The sequence below is a fragment of the Pseudomonas sp. GW821-FHT09E04 genome (genome assembly GCF_059416185.1).
This window is the reverse complement of the sequence record NZ_JBWKOR010000001.1, coordinates 1,098,932-1,120,766: the sequence shown is the minus strand read 5'-3', so window position 1 is coordinate 1,120,766 and position 21,835 is coordinate 1,098,932. Positions and strand designations below refer to the sequence as shown.

Below are 21,835 nucleotides of genomic sequence, written 5' to 3'. Positions count from 1 at the left end.
TTTAGATTTATGTCCGGGATTTTTTAGTTATTTAAACCTACGGCAATGGTCGGGAATTGTTTGTTTTAAAATTTGCCGACGGTTTGCGCGAGCGCACCAGGGAAAGTTGTGCCCCGGGGTTGTTGGCTTGACGGAATAGTGGCGTCAATGATTTTGCGATGAATGAGTATTCGAGCGGTTGCGAACCGCTTGTTTCAGGTCTTGCAAGAGGGGCCTGACGGCGAAGGTGTAACTCTCGGGATCTGATGGAAGATCACTGTAAGTACTGAATTCGCATTCGCTGTAGTGGATAAACAAGCACATTTAACGTGAAGTTTTCATAAGGATTTGAAACTGTGTACTCAGACGCCATTGATCCGGAACACCTGCGGCTTCAGTCCGACAAACACTCACAGGGGACGCCCACGGCAGCGGCCGGGAAAGGGGCAGATGCAGCGTCGCAGTCTGGCCGCCAGCCTGAGGCTCACTCCCTCTATTCGCGTGAATCCGCGACGCCGAACGGGCGCATTTTCCTGAGTGGTCAGCAGGCGCTCGTGAGGTTGCTTCTGTCCCAGTCGGCGCTGGACCGGGCCAACGGCTTGCGCACCGCCGGGTTCGTCAGCGGCTATCGCGGTTCGCCTCTGGGTGGCGTGGATCGGGAGTTGATGAAAAGCAAAGACGTGCTGGAAAGCGCAGATATCCGCTTCCTGCCTGCCATCAACGAAGATCTGGCGGCCACGGCACTGATCGGCACTCAACGCGTCGAGACCGATCCGAAAAAGCGCTTTGACGGTGTCTATGGCCTTTGGTACGGCAAGGGCCCTGGCGTCGACCGCTCCGGGGACGCGATCAAGCACGGCAACTTCTACGGATCATCGCCCAACGGGGGCGTCCTGGTGGTCACCGGCGACGACCATGGCTGCGTTTCGTCGTCGATGTCCCATCAGTCCGACCGCACCCTGATGGCCTGGGGGCTGCCGGTGATTCACCCGGCGGGACTGGCCGATTACGAACGCTGCGGCCTGTGGGGCTGGGCGTTGTCGCGGGTGTCCGGGCTATGGGTCGGCTTCAAGGCCATCACCGAGACTGTTGAGGCCACCACCTCCGTCGAGTCGTCCCCGTTGCCAGGATTCGTCACGCCCGATATCGATCCGGGGCCGGACGGCCTGCACTGGCGCTGGCCCGACCTGCCGGGCATGCAGATCGAGCGGCGGCTTCCCTACAAATTCGACGCTGCCCGCGCATTTGCGCTGGCCAACCCGATCGATATCGCCGTGACGGCACCGGAGCAGCCGAGGCTGGTGATCGGCGCAATCGGCAAGGCCTATGGCGATGTACGCCAGGCCTTGCAGCAGGGCGGGGTTTCGCTTGAACAGCTGGAAAGTGCCGGTGTGGCACTGCTGAAGATCAATCTGGTCTACCCGCTGTCACCGGTGCTGGAGGCCTGGGCGAAGCGGGCCGATCAGGTGCTGATCGTCGAAGAGAAGCAAGCCATCGTCGAAGAGCAACTCAAGCAAGCGCTCTACAACGCGGAGTCCGGGCAGCGTGCCGTCATTCTGGGCAAGCGTGACGAAAGCGGCGCTCCGTTGATTTCGGATCACGAAGAACTGAGGCCGTCGCGCCTCGCGACGATGCTTCAACAACGACTGCAAGGTCTGGGCATCACACTGAGCGTGCCCGAGTACTGGTATCTGCCTGCGGTTAGCCGGACTCATGACTGGATCCGCCGTACGCCGTACCTGTGTTCGGGTTGCCCGCACAACACCTCCACCCGAGTGCCGGAAGGCAGCGAGGCGCGGCTCGGTATCGGCTGCCACGCGATGGCGGCGCGCATGCCGGAACGTGCAACCAGCGGCAGCGTGCAGATGGGGGGCGAAGGGGTCGACTGGCTGGGGCAGGCGCCCTTCGTCGAAACCCCTCACATTTTCCAGAACATCGGTGACGGTACGTTTTTCCATTCTGGCTATCTGGCAATCCGTCAGGCCATTGCGGCCGGCGCGACCATCACCTACAAGCTGCTGCACAACGATGCGGTGGCCATGACTGGCGGCCAGCCGATCGACGGCAAACTGACGGTCAAGAAAGCCGTCGAACTGATGCAAGCCGAAGGCGCCCACCGGGTCGTGGTGGTGGCGGACGATCCGCAACGCTTCGAAGCGCCGGGCAGCCTTCCGCAGGGCGTCGAGCTGTTCCACCGTGAGCGGCTGGAAGAGGTTCAGCGACAGTTGCGCGAGACACGGGGTGTCAGTGTGCTGGTGTTCGATCAGGTCTGCGCCATCGAGGGGCGTCGGCGCAAGAAACAGTTGCCGACGCCTGTCATGAAAACCGAAGTATTGATCAACGAAGCCGTGTGCGAAGGCTGTGGCGACTGTCAGGTCAAGTCCAATTGCCTGTCCGTGACACCGGTCGCGACTCCGTTCGGCACCAAGCGCCGGATTGATCCCCACGGATGCAACACCGATCTGTCCTGCATCAAGGGCTTCTGCCCGAGCTTTGTCACGGTGACCGGCAAACCGCGCGCGCAATACCGTCGGCAAGCCGACAGCCGCCAGGTTCTGGCCCGCGCCGAGGCACTGGCACTGCCGTCTTCGTCCTCACTCGAAACCCCGTATGAAATGCTGCTGGCAGGCATCGGCGGCACCGGAATCGTGACGGTGGCACGCACGGTTGCCCTGGCTGCGCATCTGGACGGCCGGGCGGTCAGCGTGCTCGATTTCACCGGGTTCGCCCAGAAGGGCGGGTCGGTGCTCAGCCATGTGCGTCTGGCTAACGTGGCCGACGTGCTGCACCAGCACCGCATCGACCTGGGTGGTGCCGACCTGTTGCTTGCGGCCGATCTGGTGGTCGCCAGCGAAGACGATGCATTGACGACACTGCGGGCAGGTAAAACGGTGGTCATCGCCAACACCGCCCAGACCCAGACGGGAGCGATGCTGCGCAATACCGAATTGCGCATCGAAACCGCCGCGATTCAAGCCTTCCTCAAGCAACGGGTGGGTGCCGAGCACTACCACGCGCTGGATGCGGCACAACTGGCCAACAACCTTGTCGATCCGATGCAGGCCAACATGCTGTTGCTGGGTTATGCCTGGCAACGGGGGACGGTGCCGGTGTCGCTGCAAGCGCTGAAAGAAGCCATCGATCAGGCCGGCAGCGCCGCCGCCAACCACCTGGCATTCGCCTGGGGACGGCTGTGGGCTCAGGAGCCGGCGTTCGTCATGCCATATCTCGACCCGGCCAGTAACGACGTGTCGCCGGTGTCGATCATCGACCTTGCCGCTCGGCGCGAAAGCATCGAACGGCTGGTCGAGACCCGCAGTGTGTTCCTGACCCACTATCAGGACGCGGCCTATGCAGCACGCTACCGTCAGGTGATCGAACGGCTTCGTTCGACGCCTGCGATCGGCGATGACAGCCCGCTCACCGAGGCCGTGGCACGCAACCTGTTCAAGTTGATGGCCTACAAGGACGAGTACGAAGTCGCGCGGCTGCTCACAGACAGTCGCTTCATGGCGCCAATCAAAGCCCGCTTCGAGAGTGGTGTCAGGCTCAAGTTCCACTTCGCGTTGCCCCTGATGCGCAACCGCAAGGACGGCAACGGCGAGCCGAAGAAGATCGCCGTCTCCGGTTGGGTGTTGCCGCTGCTGAAGGTGTTGGCCAAGGGCCGCGTGTTGCGCCACACCCGCTTCGATCCGCTGGGCTGGTCCGCCGAGCGCCGTGAGGAGCGGCGCCTGTTGCTCGACTACGAGCAGACACTGCAACGCCTGCTGCCAAACCTGAGCGCGGAGAACCTGCCGTTGTTTGTGGAGTGGGCGAATCTGCCGGACTCGATTCGCGGCTATGGCCACGTCAAGGAGCGGTCGATCGCCGCCGCACGGCAGCGGGAAAAAGAGCTGATTGTGCAAATCGTGGCGGGCACCCACAGCCTGTCGGTGGCCCCGGTCGTCGAGACCTGGCTGCCGCAATCGACCCTCGCCCCGCAGCCCCCCAAAGGCGAAGCGCGGGACGTCAAGCAGGCCTCGTAGCCGGCGGGATTTCACCTGCCTTCAAGACAACAACGACCAGAATGAGTGGACCCGACATGAACAACGAGAGCATTTCACCGGAGCTTTTGCACAAAGGCTCGACCGATGACGTACTGATCTGCGCCCCGAGAGTCGCGCTGCCGCTACACATCGACGAAGCGCTTCTGCAGGCTGCCGACAATGACCTGTTGGCGCGCCGGTTTTCGGCCGGCAGCGGCTCGCAACGAACCTTTGAGCTGACACCCGACGTGCAGAAAAGGAGCCGCGTGGGCGGCACGGAGGCGGACGACGAATGGAGCCGGGTGAGGGCGCTGCCGTACCAGATCGTCACTCCGGCCCTGCTGGAGGGCGCGGCTGCCAACGTCAGCCCGGAGCAGGCAGTGGCGAGTTTGTGCGAGTCGGTTCCGGCCATCCGCCGTGCCAGTTCGTTCCGCTTCATCAACAACGCCGACAACTACTTTTTCTACCGCAAGTCCCACGAACATGTGCCCGGCACCATGTTCATCGAAGCGGCGCGCCAGGCGGTGTATCACCATCTGTATCACCACACCGGTTATGCGCGGGGTGACGTGACCGTCAGCGTCAATGAACTGAACGCGAGCTTCTTCGCCTATGCGGAGTTGATGTACCCCATCGAACTGGTGGTCGACAACATGACCCCGACCGACAGCACATCGCCGAAGAAAATCTTCTTCCGAGTGGCGTTCTATCAGCGGCAGACCCTGTTCGCCACCATCGACACCAAGGCTACGGTGATCGACATCCGCCTGTTCGAGAAAACGCGGAACATCTTCATTCAGTCCAGCGACTGGTTCGCGCCCATCGACCCTTCGAAACTGGCGTGCAGCGTCAGCGATGGCCAGGGCCGCAAGGCCGATGTGGAGTTGCTGGGCCTGGGCAAGAGCGGCTGCGTGACGACGATGCCGGAGACCGACTTCATCGACTCGGCCAGGCTGCACATCCGTTATGAAGGCAAGCTGGATTTCTCCTCCGCCATCCTCAGTGTCGGCCACGGCCGGCACGCGTCGTGGGAATTCCCAGCACTGGGGTTCGAAGACCTGCAGACTCTGAGCGACATGATCAAGCGTGGATTCGTCAATCTGGACGAGGCGGCCCTCGGGGCGTTGCGCGCATGAGCAATGACATCGACGTGCCGATGCCGGCCACCGGCGTGCTGCAACTGGGCGCGCAGGTGGTTGCGAAAAACCGGATGTACTTTTCGTCCCTGGGCATGGATCTGTGTGACGAACACGGCTTGCCCTTGCCGGCGTTCTTTGCGGTCTACCGATCGCTGATGGACGGCGGGGCCGGTTTCGGCTTTCTCGGCAACGCCAGTGTGGATGCCGACGCACGCTACAACAGCCGTGGCCTGAAACTGACGTCGCCGGCTCACGCCGACGCCTTGCGTCCGCTGTTCGAAGTCGCCCGGCAGAGAAGCTTTCCACTGGGCGTGCAGCTGCAGCACTACGGCCCGCAGTCGATGCCGTCGGAGCAGGGCATCATCCTCAGCCCGAGCGGTATCGCGTCCGCTGCGATCCTCAAGGCCTATCCCCAGGCGCGGGCGGTGGCGATGTCGCACACGCAGATCCTGCGCTGCGTCGATCAATTCTCGTCTGCCGCCCGGCTTGCACAAGCGGCCGGTGCCGCCCTGATCCAGGTCCAGGCATCGAACGGCTATCTGGTCAGCAGTTTCCTGTCGCCGCGGACCAACCGCCGCGAGGATGAATGGGGCGGCAGCCCGCTCAAACGGGCCCGATTGCTGCTAGCCATCGTCGAAGGCATCCGTGCGGCCACCGGCGATCAGGTGCCGGTCACCGTGCGTTTGGGCATCGACGACGGGCTGGGTGAGGAAGGCCAGCGCGCGAGTCTGCTGGGGGATGTCGTGGTCGCGCTCGAGGCCGCCGGAGTGGCGGCCATCACCTGTTCCACAGGTGTCAGCGAAACCTTTCCGTTCTTTTTCAGGAACAAGGCGCAGGCGCTGGCCCTGTCGCGTGCGGGCTGTCGCTACCTCAAAGGTTTTGTGCGGATTCCGGTGGGTTTCACCGGTTCGGTCAGCGATGTGTCGCAAGCCAACGAAATCATCGAGAGCGGCGATGCCGATTTCGTCGGATTCGGCCGCGCCATGCTGGCCGACAACCATTTCATCGCCAAGGAGCTCGCCGGTCAGGCCGGACGGGTCAACCGTTGCCGGGGCGATGCGTTCTGTTTCCGTGACAAGAAGGATCCCATGGCCGAGCGGGTGTACTGCTGCGTCAATCCTGACTACCGCCGGCCGGAAAAACTGCAATTGCACTATGAGGAAAGTCTGAAATGAATTTCACCGGAAAAATCGCCCTGGTTGTCGGGGGTACGCGCGGCATCGGTTTCAACGTCAGCCAGAAGCTCGTCGAAGCCGGTTGCATCTGCTACATCACCGGTCGCAACGAGGATGACGGCCTGACTGCGCAAAGCCGGCTCGGCGAACGCTGCATGTTCATCAAGAGCGATGTTACGGACGAGGCATCGGTGGCCGAGCTGTTCAGGATCATCAACGACCGCCACGGGCGACTCGACCTGGCGGTGAACAACGCCGGCGTCACCTCGAAACACGCACCGATCCGTGACATGGATTTCGCCGACTGGAAACGCGTGCTGGAGATCAACCTGCTGGGCCCGCTGTTGTTGCTCAAACACCAGACGAATCTGATCTCGAAGCATCCGGGTGGCTCGATCGTCAACGTGTCGTCCTGTGCCGGCCTGCTGGGCGTTGCCAGACAGAGTGCCTATTCCACCAGCAAGGCCGCCCTGAACATGCTGACCCAGGTCTGCGCCATCGAGTCTGCGGAAGCGGCATTGCCGGAGCGCCATCCGGTTCGCGTCAACGCGGTGTGTCCCGGCCCGACGATGGGCGGCATGAACTCGGAGGAACGCTTGAAGGCCAACCCGGAGTCCACGAAACACAAACTTCAGGTCACGGTAATGAAACGTTTCGCCGATCCGGGCGAAATTTCTGCGGCGATCCTGTGGCTGCTCAGCGATGCTTCATCGTTCGTCACCGGCACCGTGATGCCAGTGGACGGCGGCTTTTCGGCCGGTAAATTCTGATGAGCACCACAGAGCGCGACCTGCCTCATCCAACTGGCAAACGGGTGTTCATCACCGGCGTGAGCAGCGGCATCGGCGAGGCGCTGACCGAGTTGCATCTGAAACACGGCTATACCGTGTTCGGCACTTCCAGGCGGGAACCCTACCGCTTCATGTCGCACCCGAACTTCCGGTTCCGGTCATTCGATCTTTCGAAAACCGGCGACATGGGTGAGTTGTTCAAAGGGCCGTTCGCCGAGATCCTGAGCCGGGGTGTCGATGTGCTCTTTCTCAACGCGGGGATCAGCGGCAACGTGCCGGCCCGGGGCGAGGAGTTTTCGGTGGCGGAGGTACAGCATGTGCTCAACGTCAATGTGCTGGCGAACAAGGCCATTCTCGATCTGATCCTCGCCTCGGCGCATCGACCGACCACCTGCGTGCTGTCGGCTTCGATGGCCGGTGTGCGCTTTCGCGCGGGCACGCTGACCTACAGCCTGTCGAAAGCGGCGCTGGCGGCACTGGGCGGTGTCTACGCCGAAGAAAACCCGGACATCTTCTTTGCCGTGTTGGGCCTGTGCAATGTCGACACCGGGCTGTCGCGGCAAGTGAGCTTCAGCCAGAGGACCGCCGATTTTCCGGATCTGCGTTCCCTTCAACAGCGGGCCCTTGCCCCTGGTTACATGATCTCCGCCGCCCAGCGTGCCGAGGACATCCGCGATGTGATCGGCGCACCCGCCGACTACGGCTTGAAAAGCGGCGTGTTCGTCGACATGAGGACCGTGCTGACCCGTCAACCGAAGGCGAACGAGCCGCTACCCCAAACCTAGCGAACCCGTGGACGCACCCCCAATAAAGGAATGTTGGAATGCTGAACGAAGTCAAAACCCTGGTCGAAACCGCTGTGCGGCAACAGGATCTGTTACTGAGCGAACCCATCGACCTGTCCCGTGGTGAAGACAGCCCGCTATATGGCGTCGAAGGCACCATCGACTCCATGACCCTGGTCTCGATCCTCGTCGACACCGAAGAAAAGATCCGCCATCGATTCGGTGCCGAAGTGCACCTGGCCGATACCTCCCACCTGCCTGCGGCCGCCACGCCGTTCGCGACACTCGGCACGCTGTGCGCGTATGTCATGAACCGGTTGGAGTCAGCCCTGACGGCGGCCGGTGCAGAGGCTCTGGCCAATTGACTCAACGGTCGCCGTCGCAGGGCGGCGCCTTTATCGAGAGGTGGACATGCAAGTCGAAACATTTCTGGAACATCTGAAGGCCGGCGCGGACAGGCTGGCGATCATCAGCGACGAAGGTCGCTTCACTTACGCCGAGCTATGCCGGCAGATTGACGCCTATGCCGAGTCGCTGGCGGCGCAATCGGTCAGCGATTGCTGTGTGCTGCTGGTCGACAACTACAGCTTCAACAGCGTCTGCCTGCTGTTTGCACTGTGGCGGCGCAACAATGTCGTGGCGTTGTCGGTGCCCAAAAACAGCGAGCAGTTGGTGAATCTGGCGAACGCTGCCGGCGCACGGTTTACCGTGACGGGGAACGGGCCGCAGGGTTACTCGGTGCTGGCGAACGATGGTGCTGCGGTGCCGCCGACTGTCGACGGTCTCCTGTCGCGCCGGCAGGCCGGTTTCATTGTGTTCTCGTCCGGCTCGACCGGACCGGCCAAGGGCGTCGTGCACGACATCGCACCGTTCTTCGAGCGTTATCTGAAGGCCGAGCAATGTGGCGCGATTCTGGCGTTCCTGCTGTTCGACCACATCGGCGGGCTGGTCACCGTCCTGCAGGCGCTGGCCACACACGGGACGCTGGTCCTGCCCAACGAACGTTCGCCTCAGGAAGTCGGCCGCTGTATCGAAACGTTCAAGGTGCAAACGCTGCACGTGTCGCCGACGCTTTTGAACCTGACGACGATCACCGGCGTGTTCCAGACCTGGGACACCGGCAGCCTGCAACGTATCTATTTCGGCTCCGAGCCGAGTTCGCCCGAAGCCATTCAACGCATCGCTTGCACATTGCCGCAGGTGCGGCTGAACCAGTTGTACGGCATGTCGGAAATCGGTGTGTTGCCCTGTCGGGGTCTGGACGGCGACAGCGCCTGGATGACCGTCGAGGATCCGGCCTACAGCCTGCGGGTGGTCGACGGCATTCTGCAGGTGCGCGGAGCGACCAATATGCTCGGTTACCTGAGTGGCCCGGGCGAGCTGTCCGATGATGGTTATCTGATTACCCAGGACCTAGCGGAAGAGCGCGACGGGTACTTCAGGGTCAGCGGGCGGGCGGTCGATGTGATCAACGTCGGCGGCAAGAAGGTGTTCCCGTCTCACGTGGAGAGCGTGTTGATGGGCATCGACAACGTTTCTGACGTCGTGGTCTACGGTCAGCCCAACCCGTTGCTCGGTCAGATCGTGGCCGCGCGGTTCACCTTGCTGGAACCGGAAACGCTGGAAGCGTTCAAGCCACGGCTGTATGCGGCGATTCGCGACGTGCTGTCACCGGAGCAGTTGCCCCGGCTGATTTCCGTCAGCGACACGCCACTGTTCACCAGTCGCTTCAAGAAAATGCGCCATCCCGGCGTCCTCAGCGGGTCGTAAGACCTGATTACCACGTTATAAGGAAATGACAACATGGCCGTACTCGAAGCAATGCGCGCAAGCATCGCGGAAATCCTGACCCTGCCGCTGGATGAACTGAAGGGCGATGTCCGATTGGAGAACAGTGACAACTGGGACTCGATGGCCAGGATCGGCATTGTCGCCCTGGTGTTCGAATCGACCGGCGTGACGGTGTCTGGCGAAGAGATGGACCGTATCGTGACGGTGCAGGACATCTTTGATCTGGTAACCCTGAAAATGAAGGAAACCGCATGACCCTGCGCACCCTTTGCGGAGTGACCGTGCGTGCGGTCACGTCCGCGTTGCCCGAGCGGCGTGTAGGGCTGGACGACTTCGCCGAACTGTTCGGCGCCAAGGAAGTGGCCCGCATCGCCAAAAGCACCGGCATCGAATCGATCAGGGAAGCCGGATCGCTGGACACGTCCGACCTGGTGATCGCCGCGTGCCGTCACCTGCTGGATCAGGGCGTGTGCGCTGCGCAGGAGATCGACGGACTGATCGTCGTGACCCAGACTCCGGACTCGTGGGTGCCGGGCGTCGGTTTCCTGGTTCAGCAGGCGCTCGGACTGCCCCAGCACTGTCTGGTACTGAACGTGTCCGCCGGTTGCTCGGGGTACGTCACTGCGCTGGTTCAGGCCGGCGCGCTGATCGCCGCCGGCGCGTGCAAAAAGGTGTTGCTGTGCACCGGGGATGTGACCACCAAGCTGCTGGACGGGCGCGACCGGCATGTGAAGATGCTGTTTGGCGATGCAGCGTCGGCCACTCTGCTGGAGGCGGGCGAGGGGACGTTCGAGTTCCTGTGCGGAGCCGACGGTAGTGGTCGTGAGGCCCTGGAATCCGACATCGCCTACACGCCTGAGGGTGACAGCCAGACTCGTGCCTCGATCCAGCGTCTGCAAATGGACGGTACGGCGGTGATGAACTTTGCACTGAACCGGGTACCGCAGACCGTCAAGTCGCTGCTTGAAGCGACGGGGTTGACGCCGGCGTCGCTCGACTTGCTGGTGCTGCACCAGGCAAACGGGTTCATGCTCAACTACCTGCGGCGGATGATCGGCGTCGCGCCGGAGAAGATGCCGATCGACATCGACGATGTCGGCAACACCAGCTCTACATCGATTCCGATTGTCCTGTCTCGCCACAGCGCAGTTGGCACAGCGCAGGCCCAGAACGTCGTGCTGTGCGGATTTGGTGCCGGTCTGTCCTGGGGCGCATTGAAGCTCGACCTTCGGCGCACGCTCGCCGTGCCGCCGTGCTACGTGCCTGAAAAGGCCACGCAGGCGGCCGGCACCGGCGAACGTCTGGAAGCCTGACGGGCCAATGCTGTCGGAACTTTCGGGGATGTCTGCGGGCACTCCCGAAAGGACTCCGGATTTCTCCACCGGATGAAAAGGGAAGCCACTGCATGTTCGGGACATTCTGGAAAACGCTCGGGATCTTTGGCGACGGAACCGATGCCCACGGGATTTCACCCTCGCCGTTTCTTCCGCGATTCAACTTTTACGAATTTCACCAATCGGGCGCAATTGATGCTCAGCCCGATGCCATCATCGCCGCCGTGTGTGCCTTGGACATGCGCGCGGATCGGGTGGCCGATGCCTTGCTTCGCCTGCGCGAACTGCCGGCAAAGCTGATCAGAGCCATCAGCAACCGACCGCAACCCGCGCCCGCGCCGTTCGGTTTTGACACTTTCACCTTGCTGCGGCGCACTGACCACGAAGTGTCCCTGGGACTGGCGGGGCGTTTCTGGCGCCCGGATCTGGACGCTTGCCTTGTGGCGGATGCTCCGGCGTTCATGTCGCTGGACGATTCCCGCGTCGCCAGGCTGGTGTTGCGTTTTCAAGTCATCGAGCAGGCAGAGGGCGCACGTACGTTACGCACCGAAACGTTCGTGTTTTGCCCCAACACTCGAACCCGATGGTTGTTCACACCGTATTGGCTGGCGATCCGCCTGGCCAGCGGCTGGATTCGGCGTCGAACCCTGGCGACGATCCAGCGGCAATTTCCGGCACCCATCCAGTAGGCCGGGGCTGGCCGCCCTATGGGGGGATCGAATCGAGGTTCTGTAATAATTTGCATCAATTGGTTACATTTATAGCCTCAGCGAATCAATTCCTCCCGAGTCTCCCATGGCCATCAACTTCGACCTCAACGACCTGCAAGCCTTTCGCGCCGTGGTCGAGCAGGGCAGTTTCCGCAAGGCCGCGGACACCGTGCGCATCTCGCAACCGGCCCTGAGCCGACGCATCGAAAAGCTTGAAGACGCCCTCGGCGTGAAGCTGTTCGAGCGCACCACACGCAAAGTCAGCCTGACCCAGGCCGGACGCGGTTTCATGCCGAGTGTCGAGCGTTTGCTGGATGATCTGGACGTGGCGTTGCTCGGCATTAGTGAAGTTGCCTCGAACCGGCAGGGCCACGTTACCGTCGCCTGCGTGCCGTCGGCGGCGTATTACTTCATGCCACGGGTGGTCGCCCGCTATCACCAGCAGTTCCCGCGAATCAAAGTCAAAGTCCTCGATTCCAGCGCCCATGACGTGCTGACGGCGGTGGTCAATGGCGAGGCGGATTTCGGCCTGAGTTTCATGGGTACCCAGGAGGCGGGCGTGGATTTCGAGCCGCTGGTGCAGGAGAGCTACGTGGTGGCTTGTCGTCGTGATCACCCGTTGGCGGGGCGCAGCAGCGTCAGTTGGGATGAGTTTTACCAGCAGGACTACATCTCGCTGGACAAGACGTCGGGCAATCGTTTCCTGCTCGATCAGGCACTGGCGAAGGTGGTGCCGCAGCGGCCGAGCATCTGCGAAACCCTGCACGTGACAACGATGATCGGTCTGGTGGAAGCGGGGTTGGGTGTGGCGGCGGTGCCATTGATGGCGATGCCGGCGGCGGATCATCCGATCCTGACGCGGGTGCCGCTGACCGATCCGCAAGTGATGCGCAGCGTGGGCATCATCAAGCGCCGGGGCCGTACGCTGACCCCGGCGGCACTGGAACTGGAGCGGCTGGTGGTGGAAATGAAAGTCCAGCCGCCGAAGGTCAGCGCTTGACCGAATCCAGTCCGGTGGCCTGCACGTCGGCCTGGGCGGCCGGCGCGGCGAGGTAGGCGAGCAACGCCTTGGCTTCCTGCGGATGCTGCGCACCGACCGGAATCCCCGCTGCAAAACGTGTTACCGACTGCACCGACTCCGGAATCTTCCCGACAAAACTCACCCCCGGCACCGGCAGCAACTCACTGACCTGCTGGAAGCCCAGTTGATAATCGCCGGTGGCGACCACCGAGCCCACCGGGATTTTCGGGATCATCTTCGCCTTCGGTTTCAGCTGATCTTCGATGCCAAGCTTCTTGAACAATTGCTGCTCGATGTACACGCCGCTGGCGCTGTCCGAGTAGGCCACCGATTGCGAATCGAGCAGGGTTTTCTTCAGGGCGTCGACGTTGCTGATGTCCGGTTTCGGCGCGCCTTCGCGCACCACCAGGCCGATCCGCGAATCCGCCAGTTCCACCCGCGAGGTCGGGTCGACCTTGCCTTGTTTGATCAAGTCGTCGAGGGCGTAGCCGACCATGATCACCACGTCGGCCTGCTCACCCCGGGCGAGGCGATTGGGGATCGCTTCCGGGGCCTTGCCCATCGACGGGCCGAGGATGGTGTCGAGGGTGTTGCCGGTGTTCGCGGCGAATTTCGGCGCGAGGATTTTGTAGGCTGCGGTGAAACCGCCGGAGGTCATCACCCGCAGCTCCTCGGCCTGTGCGAATGCGCTGAAAGCGAGGAGGGCGAGGGCGGTCAGATTGAAGAGCTTTTTCATGTTGGCTGGCTCCTCAAGCGACCGCAGGTTGCAGACGACCACCTGCGCGGCGATACAGATACAGCGTCGCGCACAACGCACACAGCGCGCCGACGCTCATCCAGTAACCCGGTGCAGCCTTGTCGCCGGTGTACTGGATCAGGAAGGTCGACATTGCCGGCGTGAACCCACCGAACACGGCAGTAGCGAGGCTGTAGGCCAGCGAGAAACCCGCCACCCGCACTTCCACCGGCATGATCTCGGTCAGCGCCGGAATCATCGCGCCGTTGTACATGCCGTAGATGAACGACAGCCACAGCAGCGACATCAGCATGTGGCTGAAGCTCGGCGCCTGCACCAGATACGACAGCGCCGGATACGTGGTGGCCAGGGCAAGCAACGACATGGCAATCAACAGCGGACGACGGCCAATCCGGTCGGACAGCGCGCCGCCAATCGGCAGCCAGAAGAAGTTCGAAACGCCCACCAGCAACGTCACCAGCAACGCATCCGACGTGCTCAGGTGCAGCACGGTTTTGCCGAAGGTCGGCGCGTACACGGTGATCAGGTAGAACGCGGTGGTGGTCAGGGCAACCATCAACATCCCGCCAAGTACCACGACCCAGTTCTGGCCGAGGGTGCGGAACACTTCTTTCATGCTCGGGCGATGTTTGCGGGCGGCGAACTCTTCGGTTTCCGCCAGGTTGCGACGCAGCAGGAAGATGAACGGCACGATCATGCAACCGACGAAAAACGGAATCCGCCAGCCCCAATCGGCAATCACGTCCGGCGCCATCCACTGGTTCAAGGCAAAGCCCAGCGCGGCTGCAACGATGATCGCAACCTGTTGGCTGGCCGACTGCCAGGCCGTGAAGAAACCTTTGCGGCCCGGTGTGGCAATCTCCGAGAGATACACCGAAACGCCGCCCAGTTCTGCACCGGCCGAGAAACCCTGCAGCAAGCGCCCGACCAGCACCAGTGCCGGGGCAAACAGACCAATGGTTTCGTATCCGGGTACCAGCACAATCAATATCGTGCCGCTGGCCATGATCGACAGGGTGACGATCAAACCTTTGCGACGCCCGACGTCATCGATGTACGCACCGAGCACGATCGCCCCCAGCGGACGCATCAAAAAGCCTGCGCCGAACACCGCGAACGTCATCATCAGGGAAGCGAACTCACTGCTCGCCGGAAAGAACACCGCCGCGATCTGCGTGGCGTAGAAGCCGAACAGAAAGAAGTCGAACTGTTCGAGGAAGTTGCCCGAGGTGACCCGGAAAATAGCGCCGGCCCGCGAGCCGCCGTGTGGGATTGAGGCTGTCATCGAAAAATACTCCACCGCTTTTATGACGTGCGCGACGGGGAGGCGGCGCACGGTTTTTATTGGGGCGGATAGTGGCGCAGGGGGATCGATCTGTTAATTGCATAGTTGGCATGGATTGATGTTCAAAGCGTATCAATTTCTGCGACCTTTGACCCTGAAGGCCCTCTGGCTGCTCCAGGTGTCAACTTGATCCGAACTTGGCGGGAATATCGTTTTTTCAGTCAAATGATGATTAATCAATAAAGTGTGAAAGTTTCGCGAAGGGAGTGTTGAGTTGTTTCAATTAACTATCAATGCCTGGGTTGATGAAAGTGGTTTTGGAGTTGCCCGGCAATAGCGAAATTGCATGGTTGTGCAGGGCGTGCTCGCTATTCCGTCTAAGTGATATTTGCGCCCATGTCACGGCACTGCTATTAGTTTTAACCATCCGGCGTGAGACGTTTAAGTTATTGTCATGCGCGGGCCGGCGAGCCTGGGCAAATGCTAATTAATTTCCACATATGTCTTACACGGAGGTAGCGACATGGCAACGCAACAGTCAGCCAAGATCATGATCACCAACGCCACGAACGGGAATGCCGAGATTATCCTGTTTCACACCAACCAGAGTAACGGCACACAGCGCGGTTCATGGCCAGCTGAGCCGGGGCAGATCGCAGGTCCGATGACGGTTTTTTTCGAGACGGGTTTTGGCTCAAGCGCGATTCTGGATTATTGGTCTGTACTGGTACACGTCAAGGATGGTCCATCTGCAGGGTTCTACATTAATTCTGGTAGTTCCACCGAGGAATACTGGAAAGAATGCCAACTACAAAGTGCTGACGCGGACCAGACCCTTACTCTTTCTGTCAGCCCCACGACATTCAATGTGGCGCTGAAGTCCGGAGGTAGTTCAGACGGGATGACGCGTGTGGCACCGGTAGCGCCTATTACTCATGTCTTTGTACTGATGCTGGAAAATCATTCGTTTGATAATGTCTTTGCCATGTCTGGAATTCCCGGAATAAGCGCTGCTACCAAAAATGACTACAATGAAATCAAAAGCGAAAAATATTTCGTTCAAGGCAGTGCGCCTTTAAGTATGCCAACAGATCCCGGTCATGAATTTGTTGATGTTGTTCAGCAGTTGACCGGTGTTGCGGGCCCTTTTCCGTCGGGCGCCCCTTATCCTCCTATCGATAACTCCGGGTTCGCCAGTAGTTATTCCACATCTACCTCTGAAACCCCGCACAAACCACCGCACCCAGAACAGATAATCGATGTCATGTCTTGCTTTGATACGCGGCATCAATTGCCAGCGATCTATAACCTGGCAACGCAATTCGCAGTCTGCGATCACTGGTTCTCCTCGATGCCGGGGCCGACATGGCCTAACCGTTTTTTTGTGCATGGAGCGTCTTCTTCCGGTTTCGATGACAGTCCGACAAAGCCTCAGATGGCCGGGTGGGAACTGAGTGGATTCAAATACCCGAACGGTTCCATCTTTCAACGTTTGGAAAACGCGAATATTCCCTATCGCATTTATCATGATGCTCAAGCCAATGGTCTTAGCCTCTACAGTGATGACCCCAATAGCGGATCGAAGCTTGGAGCAATCACCCAGGTTTCAGCGCTGAACGGTATCAGTATGTTGGATATGCATTCATTGGGGTCTTTCGCCAACGACCTTCAAGGTCCTTATCCTTACGGCTATACCTTCATAGAGCCGCATTATGGAAATTTGGCCAATGGAACCTATGCCGGCGGTTCGTCGCAGCATCCGATGGACGATGTCTATGGCGGTGAGAACATGCTCAGCGCGGTCTACTCGGCCATCCGGAATTCGCCTTATTGGAACACCAGCTTACTGCTGGTCATTTATGACGAGCATGGCGGGTTCTACGATTCGGTAAAGCCAGGGAGTATTCCTGCCCCCGGTGATAATCCCTCCTATGGTTATAACACTCATGGTTTTGACTTCAGGACTGCCGGTGTTCGGGTGCCTGCCGTCGCCGTATCTCCCCTGATCGCCCCGGGAACGGTAGATCCCACGCCATACGACCACTCCTCTGTACCTGCCTTGCTGGAAGCCTTGTGGGGTTTGCCAGCGTTGACTCGTCGGGATGCCGAAGCGAACACGCCGCTGCACCTGCTATCGCTATCAACGCCGCGAGAAACGTTAGCCGCCTTACCCACACCCATACCTGTGATCAAGGGAACCAGGGCGCGACTGGCTCCAATGGCAGAGGCTGCCATTCTTTCCGGACCGGTTCCTGACTCCGGCAACCTCGCAGGTGCACTCGCAATACTTCGCAAGACCGATGCCGAATTGTCGGCTCAAGGGCTTTCTTTGGCTCCACCGGATGTTGCACTCAAGGCCAAAGCCGCATTGAGTCGTATTGATGCTGAACTTTATGCCGCATCGGTTCTGGGGAGAGTCCATTTAATGAGAGTGCAGCGGCGACGGGCGAAGACTGCAGCAGGCAAGCCGTAGAGACAGATCAGCACACCGTCAGCTTTTTCACTTCAGTCAAAATCAGTATCTATCTTCTTCTCTACGGGGAGGGTCGATGCTGATTTATCCTCACTCAGGCGTTCATGACTAAAAACAAGGAATGATTCCAGAACCCCGCAGTCGGAGTTCAGGTATCACACATCTGAAGGAGGTTCACCGATGAACAACAAGACCCTGATCGCCAGCCTGGCCCTCGTCGCCGGCATCGCCGGGATCAGCCCGCTCGTTCAAGCGGCGCAACCCTCGACCGACACCGTCGAACGTTCGCCCATCGACGGCCGCGAACTGAAGGTCAACGACCGTGCTCCGGATGTCTATCAGCGCAGCGAAAAAGCCATCAAGAACTGGAAACAGAAAGGCCTCAAGCAACCCGATCCTCAGGCGCAGTGGGTGCAGATGAATGACAAGTACGTGATGGTGATGATTACTAATGGGACGATTGTGGATATCAAGCCGGTGGAGCGTTAGATCGCCAGCAACAATTGGCCATGGACGGTTGATTGCATTCGAGCGCCGTTCGGGTAAAACGCGAGGGGCGTTTCGAGTGACTGGATGTCAGGAGCAATTCGTTGGAAAAGAAACCCCTCTACCGCAAAGAAAACACCACGGCCCACAACGTCTGGCGCAACAACCTGGGCGGGCATTATCGGCATCAGCGAAACACCAAGGCTGAAATTCACAGTGAGGCTACACGCGGCTCGATGCATGGCATCAAGCATCATGGCTACGATTACACGCCGTTGTTTCGCTTTCTGCTGTCGCGTGTCGGTGGTGATTGGGACGAGATTTTCAGTGAGGCGGTGTCGCGGCTGGATCGGCAGGAACCGGTGTTCTGGATGGTCGCTCTGCATGAACATGAGCGAAGCGATGTCGTGGGGATGGGTGAGTCCAGCATCTACAGTGGGTTATACGTCGATGAGAACAAGCGCCTTCAAATCGTCAATCCCGACCTGAAGGCTGAAGACATGACGCCCAACTGCCAATGCTGCACGCATACCTTCAACAGTGTCGTGTTCGGTACCCCTGAGCGCTGAGATTCAATCGACCCGACTGTGAGTCACCGCCTGCCCGCCACCCAACCGATACTGATTATTCCCGCTGCGCTTGGCCTCGTACATCGCCAGATCCGCAATGTGCAGCAGCCGATCCATGGTCGGCGCATGGTCGGGGAACACGGCGACGCCGAGGCTGGTGCCGATGTGGCGCTGGTCGTTGCCGATGGTGATCGGTGGGGACAGTTCGATGAAGATTTTCTGGCAGATGCTCCGCGCTTCGTCCTGCAGATTCAGGCCGGGGGCGAGGCCCTGGAGAATGACCACGAACTCGTCGCCGCCGATGCGGGCGACGGTGTCGCTGACCCGCAGGATGCGTTTCAAACGCGTAGCGGTGGTGATCAAAACGCGGTCGCCGGCGGCATGGCCGTAGCGGTCGTTGATGCTTTTGAAACCGTTGAGATCGATGAACACCAGCGCCACCCGGGTCTCGGTAGCGCGGGCATGCTCCAGCGCTTCCGACAGGCGTTCTTCCAGCACCAGTCGATTGGGCAAACCGGTCAGCGGGTCGAAATGTGCCAGGTGCTGAAGGTAACTGGCCGAGGCCTTCTCTTCGGTGATATCGCGCACCACGCCCATCATCTTGATCATCGCGTCATGATCGTTCTTCACCACATTGCCGGTTTCCCTTAGCCAGCGAATCGTGCCATCGGGCCAGACCACGCGGTATTCCTCGTCGTGGTTTTCGCCGGTTTCCAGGCAACGCAATTCCCCGGCGCGCACCTTGGCGCGGTCGTCCGGGTGGACGCAGGAGCAGAACAAGGCGTAGGACGGCGTCACTTCGCCGATCTTGAAGCCGAACATGCCGAAGATTGCGTCGGACCAATAGAGCCGATCAGTGTCGACTTCCCAATCCCAGGTGCCGATCCGGGCGAAATACTGACTGCGCTTGAAGCGTTCGGCATCGCCATCCTGGTGAATGTTCTGGCCTTCGGCGGCGCGGGTGAGCAGTTCGCGGTACTCGGCAAGCTGCCGACGCAGGGCACGCTCGCGACGAATCAACACGGCGATCACGACCATCAACACAACGACGAGGGCGAAACCGATCCAGAGTTGAGTCATTCAAGCATCGCTGACATGGCTTATCGATTCGGGGTTGGTAGCGGGTGGCCATCATCCATCACGACCAATGCTGGGTCAAACGGTTGCCAATGGCCGGCATTTCTGGGAAAACGGCGGCCAGCGGAACAATAGAGTGAATGTTATGAATGATGAACTGCAGATAATCGATCTTCAGCCCGGCGACGGAAAAGCCGCCGTCAAAGGCGCATTGATCACCACCCAATACACCGGTTGGCTGGAAGACGGTACCGAGTTCGATTCGTCCTGGAGCCGGGGCAAGCCGTTCCAGTGCGTGATCGGTACGGGCCGGGTGATCAAGGGCTGGGACCAAGGGATCATGGGCATGCAGGTCGGCGGTAAACGCAAACTGCTGGTGCCGGCGCATTTGGGCTATGGCGAGCGGACGATGGGCAAGATCCCGCCGAATTCGAATCTGGTGTTCGAGATTGAGTTGCTCGAGGTTTTGACGCGGGAGGATTGATTCCGGCGTTTGATGATCACAGTCAGGAATTGGCGCATGGACGTGTGGAACATGATTTTCCAGTTTGCCGAGTGGTTGGGCGAGAAGCACTCGTCGCACGGGCGCTGGTCTTACGGGTATATGGCTGTGCTCAACGCTGCTGTGGCGGTTGGCACTTGGGTTGTGGCCAGGGAACAGATAGCAAAGAGCAAAGTGCTCAAGGATCGTGTGACGACGACGCTGGCGTCTCGAAGCCTGACAGTGACTTCCTTTGCAGAAGAAGGCGGGCAACAGGTCAGATTCACCGGCGTTCTGCTGGAGGAAGAGGGGGGTTATACCGTGACCCTGACTCGCCAGGATGTTCAAGGCTCCATCGTTTCTTCGAGCGACGGATTGCACTCGTTGGAAGAGGTCGATCGTTACCTGAGAGGTCATACGCCGTTTATCCTGTCTGACTTTCGGCGCTGATTGCGTCCGCCTATACAACCCGCTGCCTCCTTTTACGGAGCCAGCGGGTTTTTTCTTGCCTTTACCCGAGGCGTTACGCAGCCATCGCCATCTCATCCAGCGTTGCGGCAACCGTGCTGGTCAGGCTCGGAAATCTGCGTTTGACGCTGTGAAGTGCCGGCATTACTCGGTTGCGGTCCAGTTTGCCGTGATCGCGGGCGAGATGGACGAGGGCTTCGAGAGCGGCGGTGACGATGGATTTTCTTTCGCTCTCGAGCAGGAGTAGGCAGGCCTTTTCGGCCCATTGGCTGTCTTTCTCGTTGAGGCCGATGGAGATCAGGGCGGCGACGACGTGTGCATCGGATTTGCTTTCCATGGAGTATTCCTCAGGTCGTAGCATCGATCGTGTCCAGCGCCCGGTTCACGGCGAGCTCGCCACACATCACCACTTGGGCGATGCCCAGGACGGTACTGCGGTAGGGCGGGTCCAGCAGCGCGGCGAAGTCGCTGAGCATCACGCTGGCCGAGGCCATCGATTCGCAGGCGTGGGCCAGCAAGGCATGTTGATCGATGTGGGGGGCGATGAGGAACATGCGGCCGGGGCAGTGCTGTTTCGGGGCGGTGGGTTTCAGGTAATGGTCGAGGGCGCGCTCGGCGGCTTCGTGGAGTTTTTTTGAGTCGGTGGAGGAGTAGGGCGAAGTTGGGTCTGAATCAGTTTCGACATCTGTTTCGGGAGGATTCGGTGTGATTTTGAACATTTCGAAGGTTTCCAAAGTGATGCCGACACCACCTCGCGACTAAACGAAAAGGTGGCAGCTATACGCAGGTTAGTCGACCGGCAACCTTCCAAACCGGTGCACCCGAAGGTGCCCTGCGCACAGCTACCATTAAGTGCAGGTATTGAAAACCTGTCTGTTTGGAGCGTTATGCAGTTTGAAGGTAATACCGAGCGACTAAACCCGTTCACTGACCATTCAGTGACGCGAATCAAGTTACCGACGCCCTCAAAACCGCACAAGCCGGCGGATTCTGGCGTAGTTGTAGGCAAAGGCGCAAGGCGATGTAGCCTCCCAGATGGGGGCAAAATGATGCGTCATTTTTCAGTCCGCCATCGCGAACAAGTTCGCTCCCACATGGGTTGTGCGTAGGCTGAAGTCATCCGTTTATCCCACAATCCAAAATTGACCTTGCCCCTTTCGATCCGAACAGCGACTATGCTCGCCATATAGGGGTAGGGGGTATAGGTATGTCGCACACGCACGAACACAAAGGCGAGTTGCTCAACCGGGTCCGGCGCATTGCCGGGCAGGTTCAGGCCGTCGAAAAGGCGTTGGAGTCCGAGGCCGATTGCGCCAAGACGTTGCACCTGATGGCGGCGATTCGCGGCGCGGTCAATGGCTTGATGGAGCAGTTCATCGAGGCCCATGCCCGCGAGCATGTCGCCCATCCCGACCTCAGCGATGAAGCCCGCGCCCAGGGCGTGGAAGAGTTGCTGCAAGCCATCCGCCGTTATTCCAAGTGAGCACCG

At 60.1% G+C, this 21,835-nt stretch carries 22 protein-coding genes; 17 read left to right on the top strand and 5 right to left on the bottom strand.

Annotated elements, in window-relative coordinates:
- Nucleotides 1-335 precede the first annotated feature (335 nt).
- From AC07N4_RS05075 to AC07N4_RS05025, 11 genes are all read left to right on the top strand, one after another.
- Entirely contained in the window at nucleotides 336-4,004 is a 3,669-nt protein-coding gene (locus AC07N4_RS05075) for an indolepyruvate ferredoxin oxidoreductase family protein (RefSeq protein WP_493065099.1), read from the top strand.
- Between the two features lie 56 nt (nucleotides 4,005-4,060).
- The gene (locus AC07N4_RS05070; protein ID WP_493065098.1) at nucleotides 4,061-5,140 is read left to right on the top strand and encodes an AfsA-related hotdog domain-containing protein; all 1,080 of its coding nucleotides are present in this window, start codon (nucleotides 4,061-4,063) and stop codon (nucleotides 5,138-5,140) included.
- Entirely contained in the window at nucleotides 5,137-6,318 is a 1,182-nt protein-coding gene (locus AC07N4_RS05065) for an oxidoreductase (RefSeq protein ID WP_102622008.1), read from the top strand. Before AC07N4_RS05070 ends, AC07N4_RS05065 begins: the two co-directional genes overlap by 4 nt.
- Complete coding sequence (locus AC07N4_RS05060) at nucleotides 6,315-7,088, top strand: SDR family NAD(P)-dependent oxidoreductase (protein WP_096822581.1); 774 nt, start codon at nucleotides 6,315-6,317, stop codon at nucleotides 7,086-7,088. Before AC07N4_RS05065 ends, AC07N4_RS05060 begins: the two co-directional genes overlap by 4 nt.
- On the top strand, nucleotides 7,088-7,894 hold the full coding sequence (locus tag AC07N4_RS05055; protein ID WP_096822580.1) for an SDR family oxidoreductase: 807 nt from the start codon (nucleotides 7,088-7,090) through the stop codon (nucleotides 7,892-7,894). Before AC07N4_RS05060 ends, AC07N4_RS05055 begins: the two co-directional genes overlap by 1 nt.
- 38 nt (nucleotides 7,895-7,932) lie before the next feature.
- On the top strand, nucleotides 7,933-8,259 hold the full coding sequence (locus AC07N4_RS05050; protein ID WP_493065097.1) for a hypothetical protein: 327 nt from the start codon (nucleotides 7,933-7,935) through the stop codon (nucleotides 8,257-8,259).
- Between the two features lie 46 nt (nucleotides 8,260-8,305).
- The gene (locus tag AC07N4_RS05045) at nucleotides 8,306-9,664 is read left to right on the top strand and encodes a class I adenylate-forming enzyme family protein (protein ID WP_493065096.1); all 1,359 of its coding nucleotides are present in this window, start codon (nucleotides 8,306-8,308) and stop codon (nucleotides 9,662-9,664) included.
- A gap of 33 nt (nucleotides 9,665-9,697) precedes the next feature.
- Complete coding sequence (locus AC07N4_RS05040; RefSeq protein WP_096822577.1) at nucleotides 9,698-9,940, top strand: acyl carrier protein; 243 nt, start codon at nucleotides 9,698-9,700, stop codon at nucleotides 9,938-9,940.
- Nucleotides 9,937-10,998 (top strand): 3-oxoacyl-ACP synthase III family protein, encoded by a 1,062-nt coding sequence (locus AC07N4_RS05035; protein WP_096822576.1) that lies wholly within the window; start codon nucleotides 9,937-9,939, stop codon nucleotides 10,996-10,998. The genes AC07N4_RS05040 and AC07N4_RS05035 overlap by 4 nt, the downstream gene beginning before the upstream one ends.
- A 92-nt stretch (nucleotides 10,999-11,090) precedes the next feature.
- Entirely contained in the window at nucleotides 11,091-11,708 is a 618-nt protein-coding gene (locus AC07N4_RS05030) for a hypothetical protein (protein WP_493065095.1), read from the top strand.
- A gap of 106 nt (nucleotides 11,709-11,814) precedes the next feature.
- On the top strand, nucleotides 11,815-12,729 hold the full coding sequence (locus AC07N4_RS05025) for a LysR family transcriptional regulator (protein ID WP_102622005.1): 915 nt from the start codon (nucleotides 11,815-11,817) through the stop codon (nucleotides 12,727-12,729).
- Here AC07N4_RS05025 and AC07N4_RS05020 read toward each other — a convergent pair.
- Entirely contained in the window at nucleotides 12,719-13,486 is a 768-nt protein-coding gene (locus AC07N4_RS05020; RefSeq protein WP_493065094.1) for a substrate-binding domain-containing protein, read from the bottom strand. The genes AC07N4_RS05025 and AC07N4_RS05020 overlap by 11 nt on opposite strands.
- Before the next feature lie 13 nt (nucleotides 13,487-13,499).
- A complete protein-coding gene (locus AC07N4_RS05015; RefSeq protein WP_096822573.1) occupies nucleotides 13,500-14,792 on the bottom strand; it encodes an MFS transporter in 1,293 nt (430 codons plus the stop codon).
- A 523-nt stretch (nucleotides 14,793-15,315) separates the two neighbouring features.
- Between AC07N4_RS05015 and AC07N4_RS05010 the strand changes: the two genes are divergently transcribed.
- The 3 genes from AC07N4_RS05010 (at nucleotide 15,316) to AC07N4_RS05000 (ending at nucleotide 18,320) form a co-directional block, all read left to right on the top strand.
- Entirely contained in the window at nucleotides 15,316-17,265 is a 1,950-nt protein-coding gene (locus tag AC07N4_RS05010) for an alkaline phosphatase family protein (RefSeq protein WP_493065093.1), read from the top strand.
- A gap of 180 nt (nucleotides 17,266-17,445) precedes the next feature.
- Nucleotides 17,446-17,754 (top strand): RcnB family protein, encoded by a 309-nt coding sequence (locus AC07N4_RS05005; RefSeq protein ID WP_493065092.1) that lies wholly within the window; start codon nucleotides 17,446-17,448, stop codon nucleotides 17,752-17,754.
- Nucleotides 17,755-17,855: 101 nt separating this feature from the next.
- Nucleotides 17,856-18,320 (top strand): hypothetical protein, encoded by a 465-nt coding sequence (locus AC07N4_RS05000; protein WP_493065091.1) that lies wholly within the window; start codon nucleotides 17,856-17,858, stop codon nucleotides 18,318-18,320.
- Between the two features lie 3 nt (nucleotides 18,321-18,323).
- On the opposite strand, the gene AC07N4_RS04995 is transcribed toward AC07N4_RS05000, so the two are convergent.
- Nucleotides 18,324-19,400 (bottom strand): diguanylate cyclase domain-containing protein, encoded by a 1,077-nt coding sequence (locus AC07N4_RS04995; RefSeq protein ID WP_493065090.1) that lies wholly within the window; start codon nucleotides 19,398-19,400, stop codon nucleotides 18,324-18,326.
- Between the two features lie 142 nt (nucleotides 19,401-19,542).
- Here AC07N4_RS04995 and AC07N4_RS04990 point away from each other — a divergent pair, with 142 nt between their 5' ends.
- On the top strand, nucleotides 19,543-19,881 hold the full coding sequence (locus AC07N4_RS04990; RefSeq protein ID WP_007952931.1) for an FKBP-type peptidyl-prolyl cis-trans isomerase: 339 nt from the start codon (nucleotides 19,543-19,545) through the stop codon (nucleotides 19,879-19,881).
- Between the two features lie 36 nt (nucleotides 19,882-19,917).
- Entirely contained in the window at nucleotides 19,918-20,328 is a 411-nt protein-coding gene (locus AC07N4_RS04985; protein ID WP_493065089.1) for a hypothetical protein, read from the top strand.
- A gap of 73 nt (nucleotides 20,329-20,401) precedes the next feature.
- Here the strand turns inward: AC07N4_RS04985 and AC07N4_RS04980 are convergent, their stop codons facing one another.
- On the bottom strand, nucleotides 20,402-20,683 hold the full coding sequence (locus tag AC07N4_RS04980) for a hypothetical protein (RefSeq protein WP_493065088.1): 282 nt from the start codon (nucleotides 20,681-20,683) through the stop codon (nucleotides 20,402-20,404).
- 10 nt (nucleotides 20,684-20,693) lie between these two features.
- The gene (locus AC07N4_RS04975) at nucleotides 20,694-21,065 is read right to left on the bottom strand and encodes a DUF6124 family protein (protein ID WP_493065087.1); all 372 of its coding nucleotides are present in this window, start codon (nucleotides 21,063-21,065) and stop codon (nucleotides 20,694-20,696) included.
- A gap of 488 nt (nucleotides 21,066-21,553) precedes the next feature.
- Here AC07N4_RS04975 and AC07N4_RS04970 point away from each other — a divergent pair, with 488 nt between their 5' ends.
- Entirely contained in the window at nucleotides 21,554-21,829 is a 276-nt protein-coding gene (locus AC07N4_RS04970; RefSeq protein WP_102621998.1) for a metal/formaldehyde-sensitive transcriptional repressor, read from the top strand.
- Nucleotides 21,830-21,835: the final 6 nt, after the last annotated feature.